Below are 17,874 nucleotides of genomic sequence, written 5' to 3' on the forward strand. Positions count from 1 at the left end.
TTATTTTAATTAGATATTATCGCTTTCTATAGTATTTATATATGCATTAATAATATCTTGCACATTTCTTATGTCTGAAAAATAATAATCATTACCAAACGGTTCAACTTTTAATCTTTCATTTAACTCCATAATTAAACGGGCAATCATAAGTGATGTAAAAGCCAAATCGTCAATCAGATTTGAACTCTCATCTATTAAAATGTTATTATAATCATCTCTAATGTTAGCTTGATTAAAAATAAATCTTACTTCTTTTATTATTATTTCTTTAACTATATTTAACTCTTTTAACATGATATTCCTCCATCAACAACAATATTTTGACCTGTAATAAATGCAGCTTCATCTGAACAAATAAACAATGCTACTTTACTAATTTCTTCAATTTTTGATAAGCGACCAATAGGTGTTCTTTTCAATATCTGTTTACGTCTGTTTTCAGAAAGGTAAGACACCATCTCACTATCAAAAAAACCTGGTACTAGTGAGTTAATTCTTATATTAGCAGGGCCAAATTCACGCGCTAAGCTACGAGTCATACCATCAAGAGCAGCTTTGGTTGCTGAATATAATGATACACCTTTATGACCCTTTATTGCATTTATAGAAGAAACATTGAGAATAACTCCTGTATTCCTCTTCAGCATGCTCTTACTACATTCTCTTGTTAGTATTATGGGTGCTAGTATGTTTGTATTAAGTAAAGAAATAATCTCATTGTCCGAAGAAAAAATTAATAACCCTTCAGTTAGTTTTGCAATATTATTTATCAAAATATCGATGTGACCAAATTTTGATTTTACATTATTGACAAATGATTTTATTTTACTCAAATCATTAACATCAACAGATTCCCAATAGAAAAAATTAGCATCAGACAATTGTTTTTGAGTTATAAACTCATTTGAATGACGGCTAAAAGTAGCAACACGATAACCTTTATTAAGAAAGGCTGAAGCCATTGTAGCTCCAAGTCCTTTGCTGCCACCGCTGATGACTACAGTTTTAGGTGGTAGCATTCTTATGCTCCTTTATTTTCAATGAAGAACGCATTTTTTTAAATCGACTAGAATAGTGGGGTGTTATTGAAACCTCATAAGTCATTGGAATTTTAAATTCTTCAAGAAAGTTCTTGCAGTGAACATATAATCGAGATCTTAGATCATCATAATTTTCAGGTTTACTCAAATGTACAATAGCTTTAATTCCCATTCCTGTAATTGTGTTTGGAAATCCTATTACTGTTGCATCAGCTATATTGTTAGCTTGCAAAAGGATATTCTCTACCTCATGCGGATAAACTTTTTCACCTCCAACATTAATAATCTCTGATCTTCTTCCTAATATCTTTACATAATCTCCATCAACTTCAACAACGTCTTCAGTATTGAAGTATCCCTCTTCATCAAAAGGTGATTGAGCATTTAAATATCCTAACATAGCATAGTCTGATTTTATCCACAGAATGTTAGATAGGACTTTGTATTTAAATCCATTATTGCCAAGTTTAATCCATAATTCATTATTATTTTTAGATTTAGTTTGTAAAATGCCTACTTCAGATAGACCATATGTTTGCTTTAACTTAACGTTTGGTAATTTTTCGCTAATCCTTTTTAAAGTAACAGGAGGCATTGGTTCAGTGCCATAAGTAATTAATTTAAGGCTTGATGTATTTGTTTTTTCAATAACTCTTGATATAAGAACCATATTTAAAAAGGTAGGGGTAGTGGGCAATACTTCTACAGCCCATTTTTCTATGGCATTGAATACACTTTCAGGTGTACGTAGTAGAGGAATAATTAATGTTCCCCCATGACTAATGGTATGTAATAGAGTATTAATACCACCAATATGGTCTACGGAAAGAAATGAAAGTATTCTTCTGGGAATTTTTCTTTCTAAATGCTTATCGATTAATTTATTGAAGTCTAATACAGACGCCTTTGGTTGCCCAGTAGTGCCTGAACTAAAAAGCACTAAACCAGAATGTTTTACATCATATATTTTTTTATATAATTCATGTTCAGCAATACGACCAGTATCATTTAGTTCATAATCGTTATTACTAACTTTAATTCTTACTTCAACTTGAGAAACTTCCAAATATTCACTGAGTTTTATTTCTGGAATGTCGCCAATTGGAACGATAACATTATTGTTATTAACAAGTGCCAGAATAATAGCCAAAGTTTTTGGAGAAAACTCTCCTTCTACAGATACAATCGCTCCCTCAGGGAGACCAATGTCTTTTAAGTAATTTATAACTTCAATAGTATCAGAATATAACTCTGAGTAAAAATATCGGTTATTCTTAAAAATAATTGCTTCAGTTTTATTAAATGTATTGCAGCGTTCGATTAGCCAATTCAAAGTCATATCATTCCCTCCTGTTTATGAATGATTCTTGTTATATCACTTTTATATAAAAATGTTTCTATTTTTGAAAATATATTTAAATAGATATTATTAAAAGCCATGTTAATTATATTTATTCAAATTTTTAATTTAGGGATAGATATTAATTCATTAAAATAATCAGTAATCTGTTAAGGTAAGTTATTCATTATTTTCAATAGGATAAAAACATAAATGTTCCATTTTTTTGGGAATGTCTAAAGATATATCAAATAAAATGATAATACATAATCGCGATAATTTTATGTTCACTCATAAAAAACTAATCTTATTGATTTTTACTTTTGTCATTATCATTGACATCCTTATTAAAAATATTGATAGGACGATGGAGAAATCATGATTATGTATATTCCATCAGAACGTAAATCCGTTGTACTGGCTAAATTATTATTACTTTAATGCATGATGGTTGATATTGTTGCACAAATAAATGGGAGAAATAGTGGAAGTTATCCTGTATATAATGAGCATTAGTCAATTAAAAGCAGGGGAAAATATGATAGGATGCAGAAAAATTACTGAATAATGGCTAGCCACGTAAGAACGCTGGACATCAGCGTTCAAGTAAAATGCAGTGATTTGCATCGAATGGCTAAAGCTGAAGATAGTGAGTTCTAGGGTTTCTTCAAGGAAGATGTAAGTAACGCACTACCAGTAACACAAAAGACGGCTAAAAGAAGCATCAACGCAGCTCCAACTAATAACGTAACAAAACTGGGTATCCCTGTTGCAATGAGCGGGCCGATGCTAGCACCGATGAACAGAATGAACCCATTTAAGGCCATGCCTGCGCCACGATTGGATGCTGCTATAGAACCAAACTGAGTGATCATTGCCGGAACGGCAAGAGCTATACCAGTGACGAAAATCAAGCTACTGGCGGCGATGCTGAGCAAGGATTGCGACAACATTGCTTCTAGTGCCAGACCTGATGCTGCAGTTACGTAACCAATAATCGAGATAATCGGCATGCTAAATCGGGCAGAAAGTGGTCCAACTAGTAGTGCTGCAAACATACCGGGTAGCCCAATTAAGCGTAGTAAAATAACCTTGTCTGGAGTAATGTTCAGCATCCACAAATGAGAACCCAATGCTGTGTACATGGCGACAAATGACAGTAGTAGCGTGATATGGGCACACGATAGAAGTAATACTGCTGGTCGGATGATAATTCTGCCTAATGCCACAAAGCGATGCCCCAGATGTCCATCAACAACAGCACGCGGTGGCTCTTTGACCATTGCTGCAAATAGCGGAATAGCAACTGCCAGACATCCCCCAGTCACTATAAATACCCAACCCCAATTCCATTGTAGTACTATCCAAGCGGCTAACACCTGCCCGAAGATGCCCGCTATAAGAAATGATGTGGACATAGTACCAATAGCAGTAGCACGATAGCGTATCGGTACTGCTTCGGTAAGATAGGCTAATGCTATCGGTGCAAAACTGGATGCTGCCAGACCTTGCAATATACGCAGCCCTGCTAGCCATGATAATGATGGGGCGAAGGAACATGCGAATGTGGCGATCGACAATACAATCAATCCCACTAGCATCACTGGTCGGCGACCATATTGATCTGATATCGGTCCCCAAATGAGGAAACCACAGGCATAAGCCAGACTAAAACTTGTCGCGAGAGCAAATGTGACACTCTCTGGATTTGTTGAACCGAAATCCTGACCAACATGTGTGAGCAGAGGAATTGCCAGATAAAGCTGTGTCAGAACGAACAGGGCGATAGTAGCTAGTAAAATAACAACACTACGATTTGCGGTGTGGATCTGATCGAGTGATGCTGATTTGCTTCCTGTATCATTCAGCTTCCCTATGTTATGTGTTTGGTTACTCATGAGCTACTGTCTCCGATATTGGTATCGTTGCACCGAAAATGATGGAATGAGTTTGCCGTGTTGTATACAGTTTCCAGAACTGTTCGGCGATATCTGCCGGTTCGATTGTACTATTCTTGCCGACCCCTCCCGGTGTTCTGTTGACAAAACCATTGACAATTACTTCGCCCACATGGATGTCGTATGGTGCAAGGGTGTGAGTCAGGATTCTGGTAGCTTTGTGTTGGGCAGCTACACTGATAGCAAGCGCAGCATATCCGGTAGCAAAAATGTCGATTTTAGGATCACTGAGAGCCATGATACCGCTGGTAGTGAGTACGGACCCTTTGTGTGCTTTTAGGTCGGGTAAGCACGCCTGAACGGCGGCAATATAGCTAGTAACACGGATCTCGAAACTTTTGCTCAGATCTGAAGGTAAGGTAGACAGTAGATTGCCTTCAATGTCAAGGAAAGCGTTCCAGTGCAGGATGCCGATTGGCCCCAATGCAGAACGTACCTCTGTAACAATTAGTTTCATCTCCTCAATATCATTTAGGTTAGCGGGAAAAGCCCAAGCTTGGATGCCCTCGGCGGCAAATTCCTCCACGGCAGAGGTCAAACGTTGTGCATTACGAGCGATAAGGGCAACGGAATGTCCAGCTTTACCAAAACGCTGCGCAACGGCGTGAGAGATTCCTGGACCGTAACCACAAATTAGTATGGTATGCTTCATAATTTAAACTCCAACTAGAGCGTTGGAGTTTATTATAGTATTATTTTAGCGACGATAACAACTGATAGATGAGAAAGTATTCACAATGGCTTGGGATATCGAAGGAACAAAGCGTAAGATTTTGGAAGCTGCGGTGATAGAGTTCGCCCGATTCGGTCCTGATGGTACAACGGTCGAAAAAATTGCTAAGTTAGCTGGAGTGAATAAGGAACGTATTTATAATTATTTCGGTGACAAGCGAGCGCTATTCTCGGCCGTGCTGCGTAGAGAATTAGCTAAAGTAGCGCAAGCCGTACCTATTCTGTCTTTCGCAGCCGAAGATATTGGGGAATACGCTGGCAGGGCTTACGACTACCATTGTGAGCATCCCGAACTTAGTCGTCTAATGCGTTGGGAAGGATTGATTTTCGACGGTGAAGTTCCGGATGAGAAGCAGAGACGTGAATATTATGGTTACAAAATCCAAGCCATAGTCGATGGTCAACTTCAAGGTACAGTTACACGAACCTTAGAACCCGATCATCTGATCTTTCTGGTGTTGGCATTGGCCGGCTGGTGGTCGGCTGTCCCCCAAGTGGCACGTATGCTAACTGGTTCTGATGATCGGCAAGAGCAGGCTAGACGCAGAACCTCTGTTATTGAGGCTGCTCGTCGTTTGGCATCGTCACCATAAGTAGTGGAAACAGTATGCCTCCTCTGTCAGCATGGTTGTCACCCCCGATTAACAACACTGGAGTATGTTATGCAACTTTCAGATTTAGGAAATAGAATCTGCATTATGGGGCCTTCGAATAGTGGTAAGTCTACACTTGCTAATGCAATCTCCACAAAATGTAATTTGAAAGTCATTCATTTGGATCAGCTTTTCCATTTACCAAATACAAATTGGCAGGAACGCACCGTAGAAGAATTTATCTCACTGCATGATATGGCAATAAAAGAGGAAAGTTGGATAATTGATGGGAATTATGCAAGATGCCTGCCACAACGCTTATCCAGAGCAACGGGGATTATTTTATTAGATATCTCAATGCCATCAAGTTTGTTACGTTACGTAAATAGAACTCTGCTTCAAAGTAATCGTTATGGTGCTTTAGAAGGAGGTAAAGACTCTATCAAATGGAAAATGCTCAGGCATATTACTGTTGTTACACCAAAAAGCAGGAAACGCTATGCTGCAATGTTTGAACAACTGACCATACCCAAGATAAGACTGAATTCCATTAAAGAGATTAAGGAACAATTTGATCAATGGGAGCTTACCCGATAGTTAAATTTATAAACTGTTATCAATCATATTTGTCTATGAATGTAAAAATAACATTCGGTATATCTTGTATCAAGAAAATATAATTCGAATAATTTGTTAATCCCTCTCGCTATTAATAATATTAAAATCCATGATGATGTGAATTAAGTAAACTATTTTATAGTGTGATCATATCAAAACAATTACAACAATGTTTTTCGATAAATCTCCTAATACATTTTCATGGATTTTTATTAAATGTGAATAACAACCAATAACTGATTGATGCTTAAATGAAAAACCAAAATAGGATAATCACCTTTGTTACTAAATTAAGGACTTTTTCTTTAACTTTTTCCTCTGTTTCAATCACTTTTTTATGACTAAGTGGTTATTCTAAAATACCATATGCCATGATGGTTATCTGAGGGAGTATATTATATGTGTAGCTCTTACCTATTTTTTGTATACTGAAAATGTAAAACGGTTGGCACCAATATCCCGATCTGACTGTTTTAAAAATCACTGCTTAATTTATTTAAGTCCTGTTCAATTTGTGTTTAAAGAAAATATTAAATAATCATTTATAGCGATATATCAATCTCCAACATGAATGCGTATCTTGCATGTCTCATCCCTCATTTGCATTTCATTAAAAGTTAAAAAAATGAAATAGTTATTGGAGTGAAATTCAGGAAACAGAATAACTGATTCTAGTGTTTACAGAGAATGAGGAGTTAGTATGAATAGGCAAAAACTTATGCAGCAGCTCATTATTGCTATTCTGCTTGGAGTGATAACGGGTTGGGGGTTTCATCAATACCTTGATGCTGGTCAGACAAAAGAAGTTGCCTCCTATATCAACATCATTACTGATGTATTCCTTCGTCTGATAAAGATGATTATTGCCCCACTCATATTTGCTACGATTGTTACCGGATTAATGTCAATCGGTGGTTCATCATCGGTAGGGCGGATCACCATCAGGGCGATCATATGGTTTATTATCGCTGGCTTGGTTTCGATTAGTATTGGTATGCTGATAGTTAACCTGTTCCAGCCGGGTATTGGGTTGAATATCGCTATACCTCAACAGACAAATATCGATATTGGCCTCAATACCCGCGGATTTTCTCTGAAAAACTTTATTAGCCATATATTTCCTAGCAGTTTTGCCGCGGCTATGGCGAACAATGAGATCTTACAGATCCTGATTTTTTCTCTCTTTTTTGGCTTGGCGCTGTCATATATTTGCCGGAAAAGCCAGGAAAAAAGCCCTCTTGTAACTATGATTGAAGATTTAGCGCATGTCATGTTCCGCATTACTGATTACGTTATGTCATTGGCACCGATTGCGGTCTTTGCTGCTATTGCTTCGGCCATTACAGTGCAAGGGTTAGGTCTGCTTTATGATTATGGCAAACTTATTGGTCTTTTTTACCTTGGGTTATTTTTACTCTGGGTGGTTTTATCTATTGTTGGATTTCTTTTTCTCGGCAAGAAGATATTTTCATTACTGAGGTTGATTAGGGAGCCAGTGACACTGGCCTTTGCCACAGCGAGCAGCGAATCCGCTTACCCAAAAACGGTGAATGCACTGAATAGCTTTGGTGTCCCGAAAAAAATCTCTAGCTTCGTATTGCCTCTGGGTTATTCCTTTAACCTTGATGGCTCGATGATGTATCAATCCTTTGCCATTCTATTTATTGCACAGGCTTACAATATTGATCTGAGTATCACAGAACAATTCCTGATCATGTTGACGCTTATGATCACCAGCAAAGGTATAGCTGGTGTCGCGCGTGCTTCTGTTGTGGTCGTTGCTGCAACCCTTCCTATGTTTAAGCTGCCTGAAGCGGGTATCTTGCTGATCCTTGCCATCGACCAGCTCCTTGATATGGGGCGTACAGCAACCAATGTGGTTGGTAACAGTATTTCTACTGCGGTGATTGCTAAAATGGAAGAAAATAAAATGGAGGAAAAATAGAATAATTCTAAGCCGGAATCATAAGAAAAAGCGATTACCAACCAAGAGGATTGAATCAGGGCTTACTGTATTCCCTTGCTGAAAGATGATAGGGATATATTTCTTTATAGCATCATATAACCATTTCAGCTCAATATTATTAAATATAAAATCTGCCCTATAAAGTCACTCGTGTTGATTTCAATAAATGAAAAGCCTTGTGCAAATTCAATATAGCAAATAGAAATATTGCAATTACTAACTGTAATTGCTGTGTCAGCATAATAATTATTTTCTGAGGTGGTGTATGAAAAAAATTATTGGAATACTCGGCGGTATGGGACCGGCAGCAACGGTAGATGCAATGGCAAAGATAATTAAAAATACATCAGCAACTTGCGATCAGGAACATATTCCTGTTATTGCCATTTCTTTTCCTGATATACCTGACAGGACAAAGAATATTCTTTCTGGGGAAAAGTCACCATTAAAACAAATGATAGCCACATTAAGAATCTTAGAAGATGCAGGTGCTCAGTGTATTATTATGCCCTGTAATACCGCGCATTATTGGTATGAGGAATTAAAAGTAGAAACCAACGTTCCTTTTCTTAATATGATTGATATTACTTGTAATAAAGTTGTCAATGAAGGAATGAATAATATTGCTATTCTGGCTACGACAGGAACGATAAAAACAGAGCTTTATCAAAATAGATTGACAAAAGAGAATATAAAATTTGTTATTCCTGATGATATTCAACAGGAAATTATTATGGAAAGTATTTTGGCATATAAAAGTGGAAATGGGGAAAAAGCATATCAGTTATTGAAATCGATTATTTCTCAGCTTAAAGATATTAGTGTTGAACATTTTATTCTGGGATGTAGTGAGATACCGATTATTCTTAGTAGAGATGGTAATCATGGAGAATATATTGATGCTACGGAGGAGTTGGTTAAAAGGGCAGTAGAATGGTATTTTTACGATGGGAATTTTTCAGTTAAATAGCTTTGTTATTTTTTTAGAAAGATAGGTGAATATAATTTTCATTTTATTTTGTATTGGTGTATATAAATCAATATCTGTGGAGGCTGTTTCATCTTCTGCATCTCGATTATTCTTAGGATAAGAAGTAAATAATAGACCACTGGTATCTTGTATACCTTTATCTATTGATATTGTTGCATTTAGGTTATGTTGAGCTTTCTTTTTGGCGACGTGAACAATGTCTCTCGGTTCTTGGGCGAGTTTACCATGTCCTTGGCGAGCTTCATGAGCAGCGATTTGCAAAGTGACAGACATAAATCTGTCGTCATCTTTTTCCAGATGAGATTGCAATAACGCTTTAAGTTGCTCTGAACTCGCCATGACCTTCTTCTCGTACCGTATTAAAATAAAATAACTACAAAATTTATTCTGTCTTCTGGCATAGTGCTGATAAAAAATCCATGAAAGACTCAGATACATTTGAAATGGTGGCATAACAAAAGATATGCCACGAATAATGATGGTTATACCCCAATCTCCTTTCTCTTTACCACCCCATAAACGCTACCCGCGAGTATTGCACCAACCAAAATAGCGCCTAAATAAGTCAATACAGGCGTAATCGCTCCCGGAATTAATAATACAAACAATCCACCATGTGGTGCCATAAGTTGCACACCAAAGTACATCGAAAGCGCCTCCGTCACTGCACCACCTAGAATACAACTTGGCAATACTCTAACCGGATCTTTCGCCGCAAAGGGGATCGCCCCTTCGGTAATAAAACACAGCCCCAATACCAGTGCCGCTTTTCCACCTTCGCGCTCACTTTGCTCAAATTTATTCCGTGCAATCATGGTTGCCAGCCACATTGCTAATGGTGGAACCATCCCCGCGGCCATAATTGCTGCCATGGGTCCATAGGTCTGTGCACTTAACAACCCGACACCAAACGCATAGGCCGCTTTGTTAACTGGGCCGCCCATATCCGTACACATCATGCCGCCAAGAATCATGCCAAGGATCACCGCGTTGGTGGTTCCCATGGATTTCAGCCAGTGGGTCAGCCATTCCATAATTGTGGCTACGGGTTTACCTACGATATAAATCATGGTTAATCCGGTGACTAACGCTGCGACTAATGGGATGATTAAAATCGGTTTTAATGCCTCCATGCTTTGCGGTAGATGCAGTTTGGTTGTCAGGAGTTTGGCAACGTAGCCCGCAAGGAAGCCTGCGATAATACCACCGAGAAATCCCGCGCCAGTGCTGACAGCAAGCATACCGCCAATAAGTCCGGGCGCTAATCCGGTGCGTCCTGTGATGGAATAGGCGATATAACCTGCAAGTATGGGCACCATTAAAGCAAGTGCAGAGCCGCCACCGATTTGCATGAGTGCTGATGCTAATGTGCCGGGTTCTTTGAAGGCCTCAATGCCGAATACAAATGACAGTGCAATGCACAATCCGCCTGCGACAACCATCGGCAACATGTAGGATACGCCGGTCATCAAGTGTTGATAGATACTGAGGCTGTCCTGTTTTTTATTGGTGGACGGATTGAAAGCGTTGGCGGTGGAAGTGCTGCCTGTGGCTGTGTCAATCTCGGCTTCGGTCAATGCGTTATCCAGTTCTTGAGCGGTTCTTTTCAAGGCTGCGCCGGTGGAGGTACGATAGAGGCGTTTGCCAGAGAATGGCGAGAGATCTATATCAATATCTGCCGCTACAATCACCAAATCCGCTGCTGCAATTTCTACGTCGGTAATCGCGTTGTTGGTTCCCACGGAGCCACGAGTTTCTACTTTGATCGGCCAGCCACGGTTTTTGGCTTCGGTCTCCAGTGCTTTGGCTGCCATAAATGTATGGGTAACACCTGTCGGACAGGCGGTGATGGCGATGATATTGATGGGGTTTTGTTGATCCGTGCTGACGATATTTTGCTGTTGGTAAATATTGGCTTGTGTTTTGGCATGATGGATAAATGCTTCCGGTTCACGGATCGCTTGTTCAGCAGGGCCTGTGAAGGTTTTTTTGCCTTGCAGGTTAAGTGAGGTTGGTGCAGATTCACCGATAATGATCACCAGCTCGGCATTGTCCACATCGGTAACAAGAGAAAGTTCATGCCTGACGGCTGTATTTTCCAATATATGTTTAGCGAGGTAAGCGCGCGCCTGTCCTTGTTTATCGTTGCTGATAATGAGTGTTTTCATGATGTTCTCTTCTTATTGTTGTTTTTCGATGGATAAGTGGGGAACGCAGTCAGTTCGACTTTTGCCATGAGTCGGGCGAGTTGTTGACGGTCGATGTTCCCAATGTTGCTTTGGCTGACAGTCATGGCGGAGATGGCGGTAGCAAGGCGTAATGTGTGCTCACTGTCTTGCCCCATCATCAGGCCGTAAATCAGTCCGCCGACCATTGCATCACCAGCGCCAACAGTGCTGACGATTTCACAATGCGGTGGTTTAGCGAGCCAGATTCCCGCTGAATTGACCAAAACCGCGCCTTCTTCGCCCAATGAAACGACGACATGCGAGATTTCCGTAGCACGCAGTTGATGGGCGGCAGTGATGATATCTTCGAATGTTGGTAAAGGCCGCCCCGCCCAGATTTCCAGTTCGCGGCGGTTGGGTTTGACCATCCACGGTAGAGCCTTGAGCCCGGCAGTCAGGGCTTCTCGACTGCTATCAAATACCACGCACATACAGGTTTCGCGTAGGCGTTGCATCCATTCAGTGAAGTCATCCAGTTCTACACCCGTTGGCAGGCTGCCGCTTACGCACACCATATTGAATTCACTCAGCCATTGGATGGAATCTTTGGCGAAATGTTGCCACTCTTCTTTGCTGACGCTGGATCCTGAAAAGTTGAAATCAGTAACCAAGCCATTCTGTTCAGTCAGTTTGACGTTGGTGCGTGTTCGTCCCTCTACAACCTGAAATCGATTGACAATACCCAGTTCTGCAAAGTGTTTTTGAAAGGTATTTTGGTTTTCTCTGCCCAGAAAACCCCCTACGGTGACGTCGATACCGAGTGTTTTTAGGATCTTGCCAACGTTGATGCCTTTGCCTGCCGGATATAATCCCACGGTCTGGATGAGATTGACTTCGCCGGTTTTGATGTTTTCAACCCGTCCAATCAGATCATAAGCAGGGTTCAGAGTGATCGTCGCGACTTTTTTGTTCATGCCATTTCCTCGCCCATGTTTTTGTTAATAAGAGATTCAATGGCGAGCAGGGCCTCTTTGGCATCGGAGCCGACCGCGGTAAAGCGAATCCGTTCGCCCTGTTTAACGCCTAAGCCTGCAACTTGCATTAGCTTACTCCCATCAACGGGAGTGCTGTTTCCATCAAGATAGGTGATGGTGATTTGGCTATGGAATTGTTTGATGGTGTTAACCAGAAGTGCGCTGGGACGGGTATGCAGGCCATGTTTATTGGGTAGGATAAAATCCGCAGTCAGTGCGTTTTTTTGAGGCAGTATCGTTTCTTGTGCTACATCCATTGTCAGTCGTTCTACGATGGCTGTGCTATTTTTGGCACGCAACAGGTACTCACCTTTACCTTGTTGTAGCAGGGTGCTGAGATTATCTAGAAAACCGTGCAGTTGATCGTCTGCGCAAGCGATGGTTAATAACAATCCAACGGGTTGTTTATCAACAGTAAAAGGCGTTTTGGGGCGGGAGATAGCAATTGCATTGTGCAAATTGCCCTGCGAACTGTCACTGAGCCAGATACCTTGGCCAAGGTGTATGGGTGGCTTGGTAAAGACATCGGCCATAAATTTTTCATTCACTGCATTGGCTTGTTGTAGCCGAGCGATGTTTATTGCCTGCAAGGTTGTCAGGTCATGTGCGTCAATATCCAATGTGAGCGTGGAGTTATCCAGAACATAGGCGGATTTGGTGTTCGTTAATAAATGATAGAGTTCATTTACATCGGTGGTTTTTGCCATCCGGCTGGCGCGGTTTTCATCACCAATGATTGGGATCAACTGATGCAGCAGATTAAGGTGTTCGTCGGATTTTGCCGCAATGCCGATAACAAGGTAGACGGTTTGGTTATCGCCCCAGTCGATCCCGTTCGGAAATTGCATCACTTGTACGCCGGTTTTCAGTACGTTGTTGCGGGTTGTATGGGGGCCATGTGGGATGGCAATACCATTACGATTCAGCTTTTTAAGTAAAAAATAACATCAAATGAATTTATGTTATTTTTATTATTTAATAAGCCAATTAATTGGGTTTTTTAATATTAAATCTTTACCGGAATAATTTAATCTTGGTAATAAAGCGAACTAATATGATTTTTATTACCAGATTGTTTTATAGCTATTAATTATTTTTTGTGATGAGGGTAAATAATGTCAATTATCTGTATTATTGGGAATGTATCGCCAAAGAGTTAGCATGTAAAGTGAGGACTTGGGTTATTTTATGAAATGGTGATGGCGATCTTGGTTATTTTAATTCCAATGCAACTTATTAATAATAAAAATAATGTTAACCGAAGGAGTATTTCAATTAAAGGAAATGGTATTCAGGGATTAGAACCAGATTTAGGCTGTTACTTTTCATGCCCCAGATAAGCAGCCAGAATTCAGCCTGAAAAGTGGTTTCAAAACGGTCATTTTTAAAGAAGCGGAAAAGCTGGCTCAGATCTTCCGAGGTCTTGAGATTTTCAGCCAGCTCAGCGTCAAAAATTCATTTCCCAATCCCCACCGGATACGACGCAAACAAATACCCATCAAAATTAGGATCATCCACATCGGATAACTCAAGCAAACTCTGTTTCACATTTTCTAAATGTTGCCACATTGTTTGCTTCGCTGCCGCGGGATCTTTTTTGATCATAGCCGCCAAAATTGCCTGATGATCACTCAGCCACGCTTTACGATAGTCAGTATTGGTAATTCGGCTATGTAGTTTCATCCACATAGGGTTATTCTCACGCCATTCCCAAGATTGCTTAAGTAATTCAACCAGCATACTGTTATGCGTTGCCTGCGCGATGGCTAAATGAAATTCCCTATCACCGGATTCACTTGCTCCCGAAATCAGATCTTTTTTCTCTTTTTCTAATGCATTGCGCATATTGGCAATATCGACCGGAGTCACCTGAAGCGCTGCAAACTCAGCGATATTACTTTCCAATAATTGTCGCGCTTGTAATAACTCAAAAGGCCCGGCGGCATTGATAGTCGTATCGCTTGGATAAGAGCATGGCAGTTGGATGAGATAAATACCTGAGCTTTTGCGTACTTCAATGAGGTTTTCCAATTCCAGTACAATTAACGCTTCACGAATAAGGGTACGAGAAACGCCGAACTTTTCTGCAATTTCTCGTTCTGTAGGTAAACGATCACCGGGAGAATAATCCATATCTATAATCATCTGACGTAATGATTGGGCTACTTCATGATAGGGACGCTTGGGGTCTGCAAAGTTCATCATTAATGCCGCCGTAAGGTAATGTACTTAAGTGGAACGACTAAAAATGATGTTATTCTAAGACATCAATGCCAGAAATATAACCACCTATTCTTGTTGCAACAAAGGGTCTTGAGAGAAAATCATTCTATTTTACGCACTCTATTTACCATTTCGAATAATTCCGGTTGAGTTTTAGCAATATCGTCATACATGGGGTTAACCGCCTTTTGAAAAAGGGTCTTATCCACGACAATAAACTCAACACCTTGTTTTTCTGCTTTTGCACGCTGTTCCTGTTCTGATTTCTCCCAAAGTTGAATCATGTATTTTGAGGAGTTCAGCGCTGCTTTTTTTACAATCTCTTGCTGTTCAGTGGTTAATTTATTCAATGAGTTGTTTGATATTAACAGAACATCAGGGATCATCGTATGTTCATCCAGGGAAAAGAATTTTGTCACTTCACTATGGCGGCTTAACGTGAAAGAAGTCATGTTGTTCTCAGCCGCATCCACAACCCCTTGTTGCAATGCGGTATAGAGTTCACCATAAGCTAATGGTGTTGGACTCGCTTTTAACCTTTTCACCATTGTAATGGCCGTCGGACTAGGTTGTACGCGAATTTTCAAGCCTTTTAGATCTTCAGGCGTTCTAATCGGTTTTTTCGCATAAAAACTGCGTGCACCTGCATCATAGTAAGTGAGGCCAATAAACCCGATATTTTGACTTGAATCGAGGATTTCTTTACCGATATCACTATTGATGACGTGTTGATAGTGCGCTTTATCACGGAATAAATAGGGCAGGTTAAAAATGGAATAAGCCGGAGAGAAGGCTTCTAATTCTGCCGCATTGGATTTAGCAATATCTAAAGCGCCGTTTTGCATCAACTCGATGGATTCACGTTGGTTGCCCAATTGAGAATCAGAATAGATGCGAATACGGACTTCCCCGTTGGTTTTTTCTTTCACTTCATTAGCGAACTCGGTCATGGCTTTATGGACGGCATGGTCTCGGTTCTGGTTATGGCTAAGTTTCAGTGTCGTCACGGCGAAAGCCTGAGATGCGCTCAGCATAAGCATTACGCCAGTCGCCATACTGACTATACCTAAAACCTGTCGTTTGTTGTTCTGCATGATTGGTTCTCCAGAGATGAAGATAGGTTTTTGTTATTTTCTCATTTGGGTAAATAATAATCAGTTTTTCACATGTTAGGCAAAGATCAAAATCAAAATTGGTATTCCAATATCACAAAAATAGATGTTATTGGTTTACCTTTTTTGTTTTGTGATCTATTACTCTCTTTTTCAGATACTTATTTCAATGTCTTTAGTGCGATCAGTATAGATTATAATTTCTATGTGGTCTTTTAGTTGGTAAACCAAAATGACAGGAATGGGATAAATGAAAAACTTTGTAGAGATGACCAATAAAAGTTTGGCGTTTTTTACCATCTGCCTGCTGGCCTTTCTGGTTTTATGTGTGTCATGGCAGGTGATTTCACGTTATGTCTTAGATGCACCGAGCACCGAGACAGATGAATTAGCACGTTATCTTTTTATGTGGGTCGCAATGATTGGCGCTGCATATACCACCGGGCAACATCGTCATCTTGCTATCGAACTGCTGATGATGAAATTAACAGGAATAAAGAAAAGTATTATTGGCCTGATTATTCAGGCAGCAATTATTTCATTTTCTTCCATTGTGCTGCTTTATGGTGGCAGCCTGCTTGTTTTATCGACACTGGAAAATGGTCAAATCACACCTGTATTAGGCTGGCAGATGGGATACATCTATTTATGTTTGCCTGTTAGCGGAATATTGATGATTTTCTATGCGCTTGTTGATGTGATCTCAATTGTTCAGCATTTTTCTGGTCAACCACCCGTTATGTCTGAGAATCATTCACTTGAAAGATGAAGGGTAGATAAGAGGTTAGAGTATGGATTGGTCTGTCATTGCCGCACTCTTTGGCACATTTGCACTATTACTGGCATTGAGTGTCCCCGTTTCTTTTGCAATCGGCTTATCTTCGTTAGTCGCCATTACGATGACATTGCCGCTGGAATCTGCGATCACGGTTGTCGCACAGCGTATGGCTGCGGGAGTCGATAACTTCTCTTTATTGGCGATCCCGTTCTTTATCCTTGCTGGAAATATGATGAATCAAGGCGGGATAGCTGCACGTTTGATCAATCTGGCTAAAGTGATAGGCGGCCGTTTGCCGGGATCATTAATGCACGTCAATATCATGGCGAACATGTTGTTCGGGGCAATTTCAGGCTCGGCCGTAGCATCCGCGGCTGCGGTTGGGGGAACAATGGCGCCGATGCAGAGAAAAGAAGGCTACGATCCTGAGTTGTCTGCTGCTGTAAATATCGCTTCTTGTCCTTCTGGTTTGCTGATCCCGCCTAGCAATACCTTGATTGTGTACTCGCTGGTTTCGGGGGGAACCTCTATTGCTGCCTTGTTCCTGGCAGGTTATATCCCCGGCATTATTATGGGGATTTCACTCATGGCCGTGTCTGCCATTATTGCCAAGAGGAAGCGCTATCCTGTTTCACCCCGGCCAACTTGGAGAGAATTTTTTGCTACAGCGTGGCAAGCAATACCGTCATTAATGCTCATTGTGGTGATTATGGGCGGGATTATTGCCGGGATCTTCACGGCGACAGAAGCATCAGCTATTGCCGTTCTCTACAGTTTTATTCTCGCAGTGATTATCTATCGTGAAGTGAGTTTCAAACAACTGCCCAAAATTATTCTTGATTCTGCCGTGACCACATCGATTGTTTTACTGCTGATTGGCGTATCAATGGGCATGTCCTGGGCGATGGCCAATGCTGATCTGCCGTACCTGATTGCGGATGCGTTGATGATGGTGTCTGATAATCCGCTGACCATCTTGCTGGTCATTAATATCATCCTGCTAATTGTGGGGACCTTTATGGATATGACACCTGCCATTTTGATCTTCACACCGATTTTCTTGCCTGTTGCGATGAACATGGGGATCGATCCTGTTCATTTTGGCATCATTATGACGTTTAATCTGGCCATTGGAATTTGTACTCCGCCCGTAGGCAGTGCCTTATTTGTGGGTTGCTCTGTGGGGGATGTGAGCATTGATAAGGTACTGAAGCCACTGCTCCCGATGTATGTTGCGCTGATCTCGGCGCTGGCGCTGGTGACATATCTGCCGCAATTGAGTTTATGGTTACCTGAATTAGTCTTGAATTAGTTATAGG

17 protein-coding genes and 1 pseudogene are annotated in these 17,874 nt (G+C 40.5%); 7 read left to right on the plus strand and 11 right to left on the minus strand.

Annotated elements, in window-relative coordinates; all coding sequences use genetic code 11:
• Positions 1-9 precede the first annotated feature (9 nt).
• The 5 genes from AAC147_RS04780 to AAC147_RS04800 all read right to left on the minus strand — a co-directional run bounded on the left by AAC147_RS04780 (position 10) and on the right by AAC147_RS04800 (position 4,992).
• Entirely contained in the window at positions 10-297 is a 288-nt protein-coding gene (locus tag AAC147_RS04780) for a phosphopantetheine-binding protein (RefSeq protein ID WP_047679227.1), read from the minus strand.
• Positions 291-1,022 (minus strand): SDR family NAD(P)-dependent oxidoreductase, encoded by a 732-nt coding sequence (locus AAC147_RS04785; RefSeq protein WP_047679231.1) that lies wholly within the window; start codon positions 1,020-1,022, stop codon positions 291-293. The genes AAC147_RS04780 and AAC147_RS04785 overlap by 7 nt, the downstream gene beginning before the upstream one ends.
• Positions 1,009-2,382 carry an ANL family adenylate-forming protein gene (locus tag AAC147_RS04790; protein WP_047679237.1) on the minus strand — a complete coding sequence of 458 codons (1,374 nt, stop codon included), beginning with the start codon at positions 2,380-2,382 and terminating at the stop codon, positions 1,009-1,011. The genes AAC147_RS04785 and AAC147_RS04790 overlap by 14 nt, the downstream gene beginning before the upstream one ends.
• A gap of 656 nt (positions 2,383-3,038) precedes the next feature.
• Entirely contained in the window at positions 3,039-4,280 is a 1,242-nt protein-coding gene (locus AAC147_RS04795; protein WP_072032483.1) for an MFS transporter, read from the minus strand.
• On the minus strand, positions 4,273-4,992 hold the full coding sequence (locus AAC147_RS04800; protein WP_047679239.1) for an SDR family NAD(P)-dependent oxidoreductase: 720 nt from the start codon (positions 4,990-4,992) through the stop codon (positions 4,273-4,275). The genes AAC147_RS04795 and AAC147_RS04800 overlap by 8 nt, the downstream gene beginning before the upstream one ends.
• Positions 4,993-5,077: 85 nt before the next feature.
• On the opposite strand from AAC147_RS04800, the pseudogene AAC147_RS04805 reads away from it, so the two are divergent.
• From AAC147_RS04805 to AAC147_RS04825, 5 genes and pseudogenes are all read left to right on the plus strand, one after another.
• Positions 5,078-5,239, plus strand: a pseudogene (locus AAC147_RS04805) (TetR/AcrR family transcriptional regulator); the annotation flags it as partial.
• Positions 5,240-5,248: 9 nt separating this feature from the next.
• Entirely contained in the window at positions 5,249-5,665 is a 417-nt protein-coding gene (locus AAC147_RS04810) for a TetR/AcrR family transcriptional regulator (protein WP_231571330.1), read from the plus strand.
• 69 nt (positions 5,666-5,734) lie between these two features.
• Positions 5,735-6,262, plus strand: a complete 528-nt coding sequence (locus AAC147_RS04815; protein ID WP_047679242.1) for a GTPase — start codon at positions 5,735-5,737, stop codon at positions 6,260-6,262.
• A 721-nt stretch (positions 6,263-6,983) separates the two neighbouring features.
• Positions 6,984-8,228 (plus strand): dicarboxylate/amino acid:cation symporter, encoded by a 1,245-nt coding sequence (locus AAC147_RS04820; RefSeq protein ID WP_047679490.1) that lies wholly within the window; start codon positions 6,984-6,986, stop codon positions 8,226-8,228.
• Positions 8,229-8,514: 286 nt separating this feature from the next.
• Entirely contained in the window at positions 8,515-9,219 is a 705-nt protein-coding gene (locus AAC147_RS04825) for an aspartate/glutamate racemase family protein (protein ID WP_047679243.1), read from the plus strand.
• Here AAC147_RS04825 and AAC147_RS04830 read toward each other — a convergent pair.
• From AAC147_RS04830 to AAC147_RS04855, 6 genes are all read right to left on the minus strand, one after another.
• A complete protein-coding gene (locus AAC147_RS04830) occupies positions 9,208-9,579 on the minus strand; it encodes a hypothetical protein (protein WP_047679244.1) in 372 nt (123 codons plus the stop codon). The genes AAC147_RS04825 and AAC147_RS04830 overlap by 12 nt on opposite strands.
• A gap of 143 nt (positions 9,580-9,722) precedes the next feature.
• A complete protein-coding gene (gene fruA, locus AAC147_RS04835; RefSeq protein ID WP_047679246.1) occupies positions 9,723-11,408 on the minus strand; it encodes a PTS fructose transporter subunit IIBC in 1,686 nt (561 codons plus the stop codon).
• The gene (gene fruK / locus AAC147_RS04840) at positions 11,405-12,382 is read right to left on the minus strand and encodes a 1-phosphofructokinase (protein WP_052189393.1); all 978 of its coding nucleotides are present in this window, start codon (positions 12,380-12,382) and stop codon (positions 11,405-11,407) included. The genes fruA and fruK overlap by 4 nt, the downstream gene beginning before the upstream one ends.
• Positions 12,379-13,368: a fused PTS fructose transporter subunit IIA/HPr protein gene (gene fruB, locus AAC147_RS04845; RefSeq protein WP_081988952.1), complete on the minus strand. Its 990-nt coding sequence runs from the start codon at positions 13,366-13,368 to the stop codon at positions 12,379-12,381. Before fruB ends, fruK begins: the two co-directional genes overlap by 4 nt.
• A gap of 529 nt (positions 13,369-13,897) precedes the next feature.
• A complete protein-coding gene (locus tag AAC147_RS04850) occupies positions 13,898-14,647 on the minus strand; it encodes an FCD domain-containing protein (RefSeq protein ID WP_047679251.1) in 750 nt (249 codons plus the stop codon).
• Positions 14,648-14,766: 119 nt separating this feature from the next.
• Entirely contained in the window at positions 14,767-15,759 is a 993-nt protein-coding gene (locus AAC147_RS04855; protein ID WP_081988954.1) for a TRAP transporter substrate-binding protein, read from the minus strand.
• Positions 15,760-16,027: 268 nt separating this feature from the next.
• Here AAC147_RS04855 and AAC147_RS04860 point away from each other — a divergent pair, with 268 nt between their 5' ends.
• Complete coding sequence (locus tag AAC147_RS04860) at positions 16,028-16,546, plus strand: TRAP transporter small permease (RefSeq protein WP_047679253.1); 519 nt, start codon at positions 16,028-16,030, stop codon at positions 16,544-16,546.
• A 22-nt stretch (positions 16,547-16,568) separates the two neighbouring features.
• The gene (locus tag AAC147_RS04865; RefSeq protein WP_047679255.1) at positions 16,569-17,867 is read left to right on the plus strand and encodes a TRAP transporter large permease; all 1,299 of its coding nucleotides are present in this window, start codon (positions 16,569-16,571) and stop codon (positions 17,865-17,867) included.
• Positions 17,868-17,874: the final 7 nt, after the last annotated feature.

This window comes from Xenorhabdus sp. NBAII XenSa04 (genome assembly GCF_963866145.1).
Taxonomy (GTDB): domain Bacteria; phylum Pseudomonadota; class Gammaproteobacteria; order Enterobacterales; family Enterobacteriaceae; genus Xenorhabdus; species Xenorhabdus indica.

Coding starts and splice junctions, on each gene's coding strand:
- AAC147_RS04780 (WP_047679227.1), bottom strand. CDS start 297: ATGTTAAAAGAGTTAAATATAGTTAAAGAAATAATAATAAAAGAAGTA.
- AAC147_RS04785 (WP_047679231.1), bottom strand. CDS start 1,022: ATGCTACCACCTAAAACTGTAGTCATCAGCGGTGGCAGCAAAGGACTT.
- AAC147_RS04790 (WP_047679237.1), bottom strand. CDS start 2,382: ATGACTTTGAATTGGCTAATCGAACGCTGCAATACATTTAATAAAACT.
- AAC147_RS04795 (WP_072032483.1), bottom strand. CDS start 4,280: ATGAGTAACCAAACACATAACATAGGGAAGCTGAATGATACAGGAAGC.
- AAC147_RS04800 (WP_047679239.1), bottom strand. CDS start 4,992: ATGAAGCATACCATACTAATTTGTGGTTACGGTCCAGGAATCTCTCAC.
- AAC147_RS04815 (WP_047679242.1), top strand. CDS start 5,735: ATGCAACTTTCAGATTTAGGAAATAGAATCTGCATTATGGGGCCTTCG.
- AAC147_RS04820 (WP_047679490.1), top strand. CDS start 6,984: ATGAATAGGCAAAAACTTATGCAGCAGCTCATTATTGCTATTCTGCTT.
- AAC147_RS04825 (WP_047679243.1), top strand. CDS start 8,515: ATGAAAAAAATTATTGGAATACTCGGCGGTATGGGACCGGCAGCAACG.
- AAC147_RS04830 (WP_047679244.1), bottom strand. CDS start 9,579: ATGGCGAGTTCAGAGCAACTTAAAGCGTTATTGCAATCTCATCTGGAA.
- fruA (WP_047679246.1), bottom strand. CDS start 11,408: ATGAAAACACTCATTATCAGCAACGATAAACAAGGACAGGCGCGCGCT.
- fruK (WP_052189393.1), bottom strand. CDS start 12,382: ATGAACAAAAAAGTCGCGACGATCACTCTGAACCCTGCTTATGATCTG.
- AAC147_RS04850 (WP_047679251.1), bottom strand. CDS start 14,647: ATGATGAACTTTGCAGACCCCAAGCGTCCCTATCATGAAGTAGCCCAA.
- AAC147_RS04855 (WP_081988954.1), bottom strand. CDS start 15,759: ATGCAGAACAACAAACGACAGGTTTTAGGTATAGTCAGTATGGCGACT.
- AAC147_RS04860 (WP_047679253.1), top strand. CDS start 16,028: ATGAAAAACTTTGTAGAGATGACCAATAAAAGTTTGGCGTTTTTTACC.
- AAC147_RS04865 (WP_047679255.1), top strand. CDS start 16,569: ATGGATTGGTCTGTCATTGCCGCACTCTTTGGCACATTTGCACTATTA.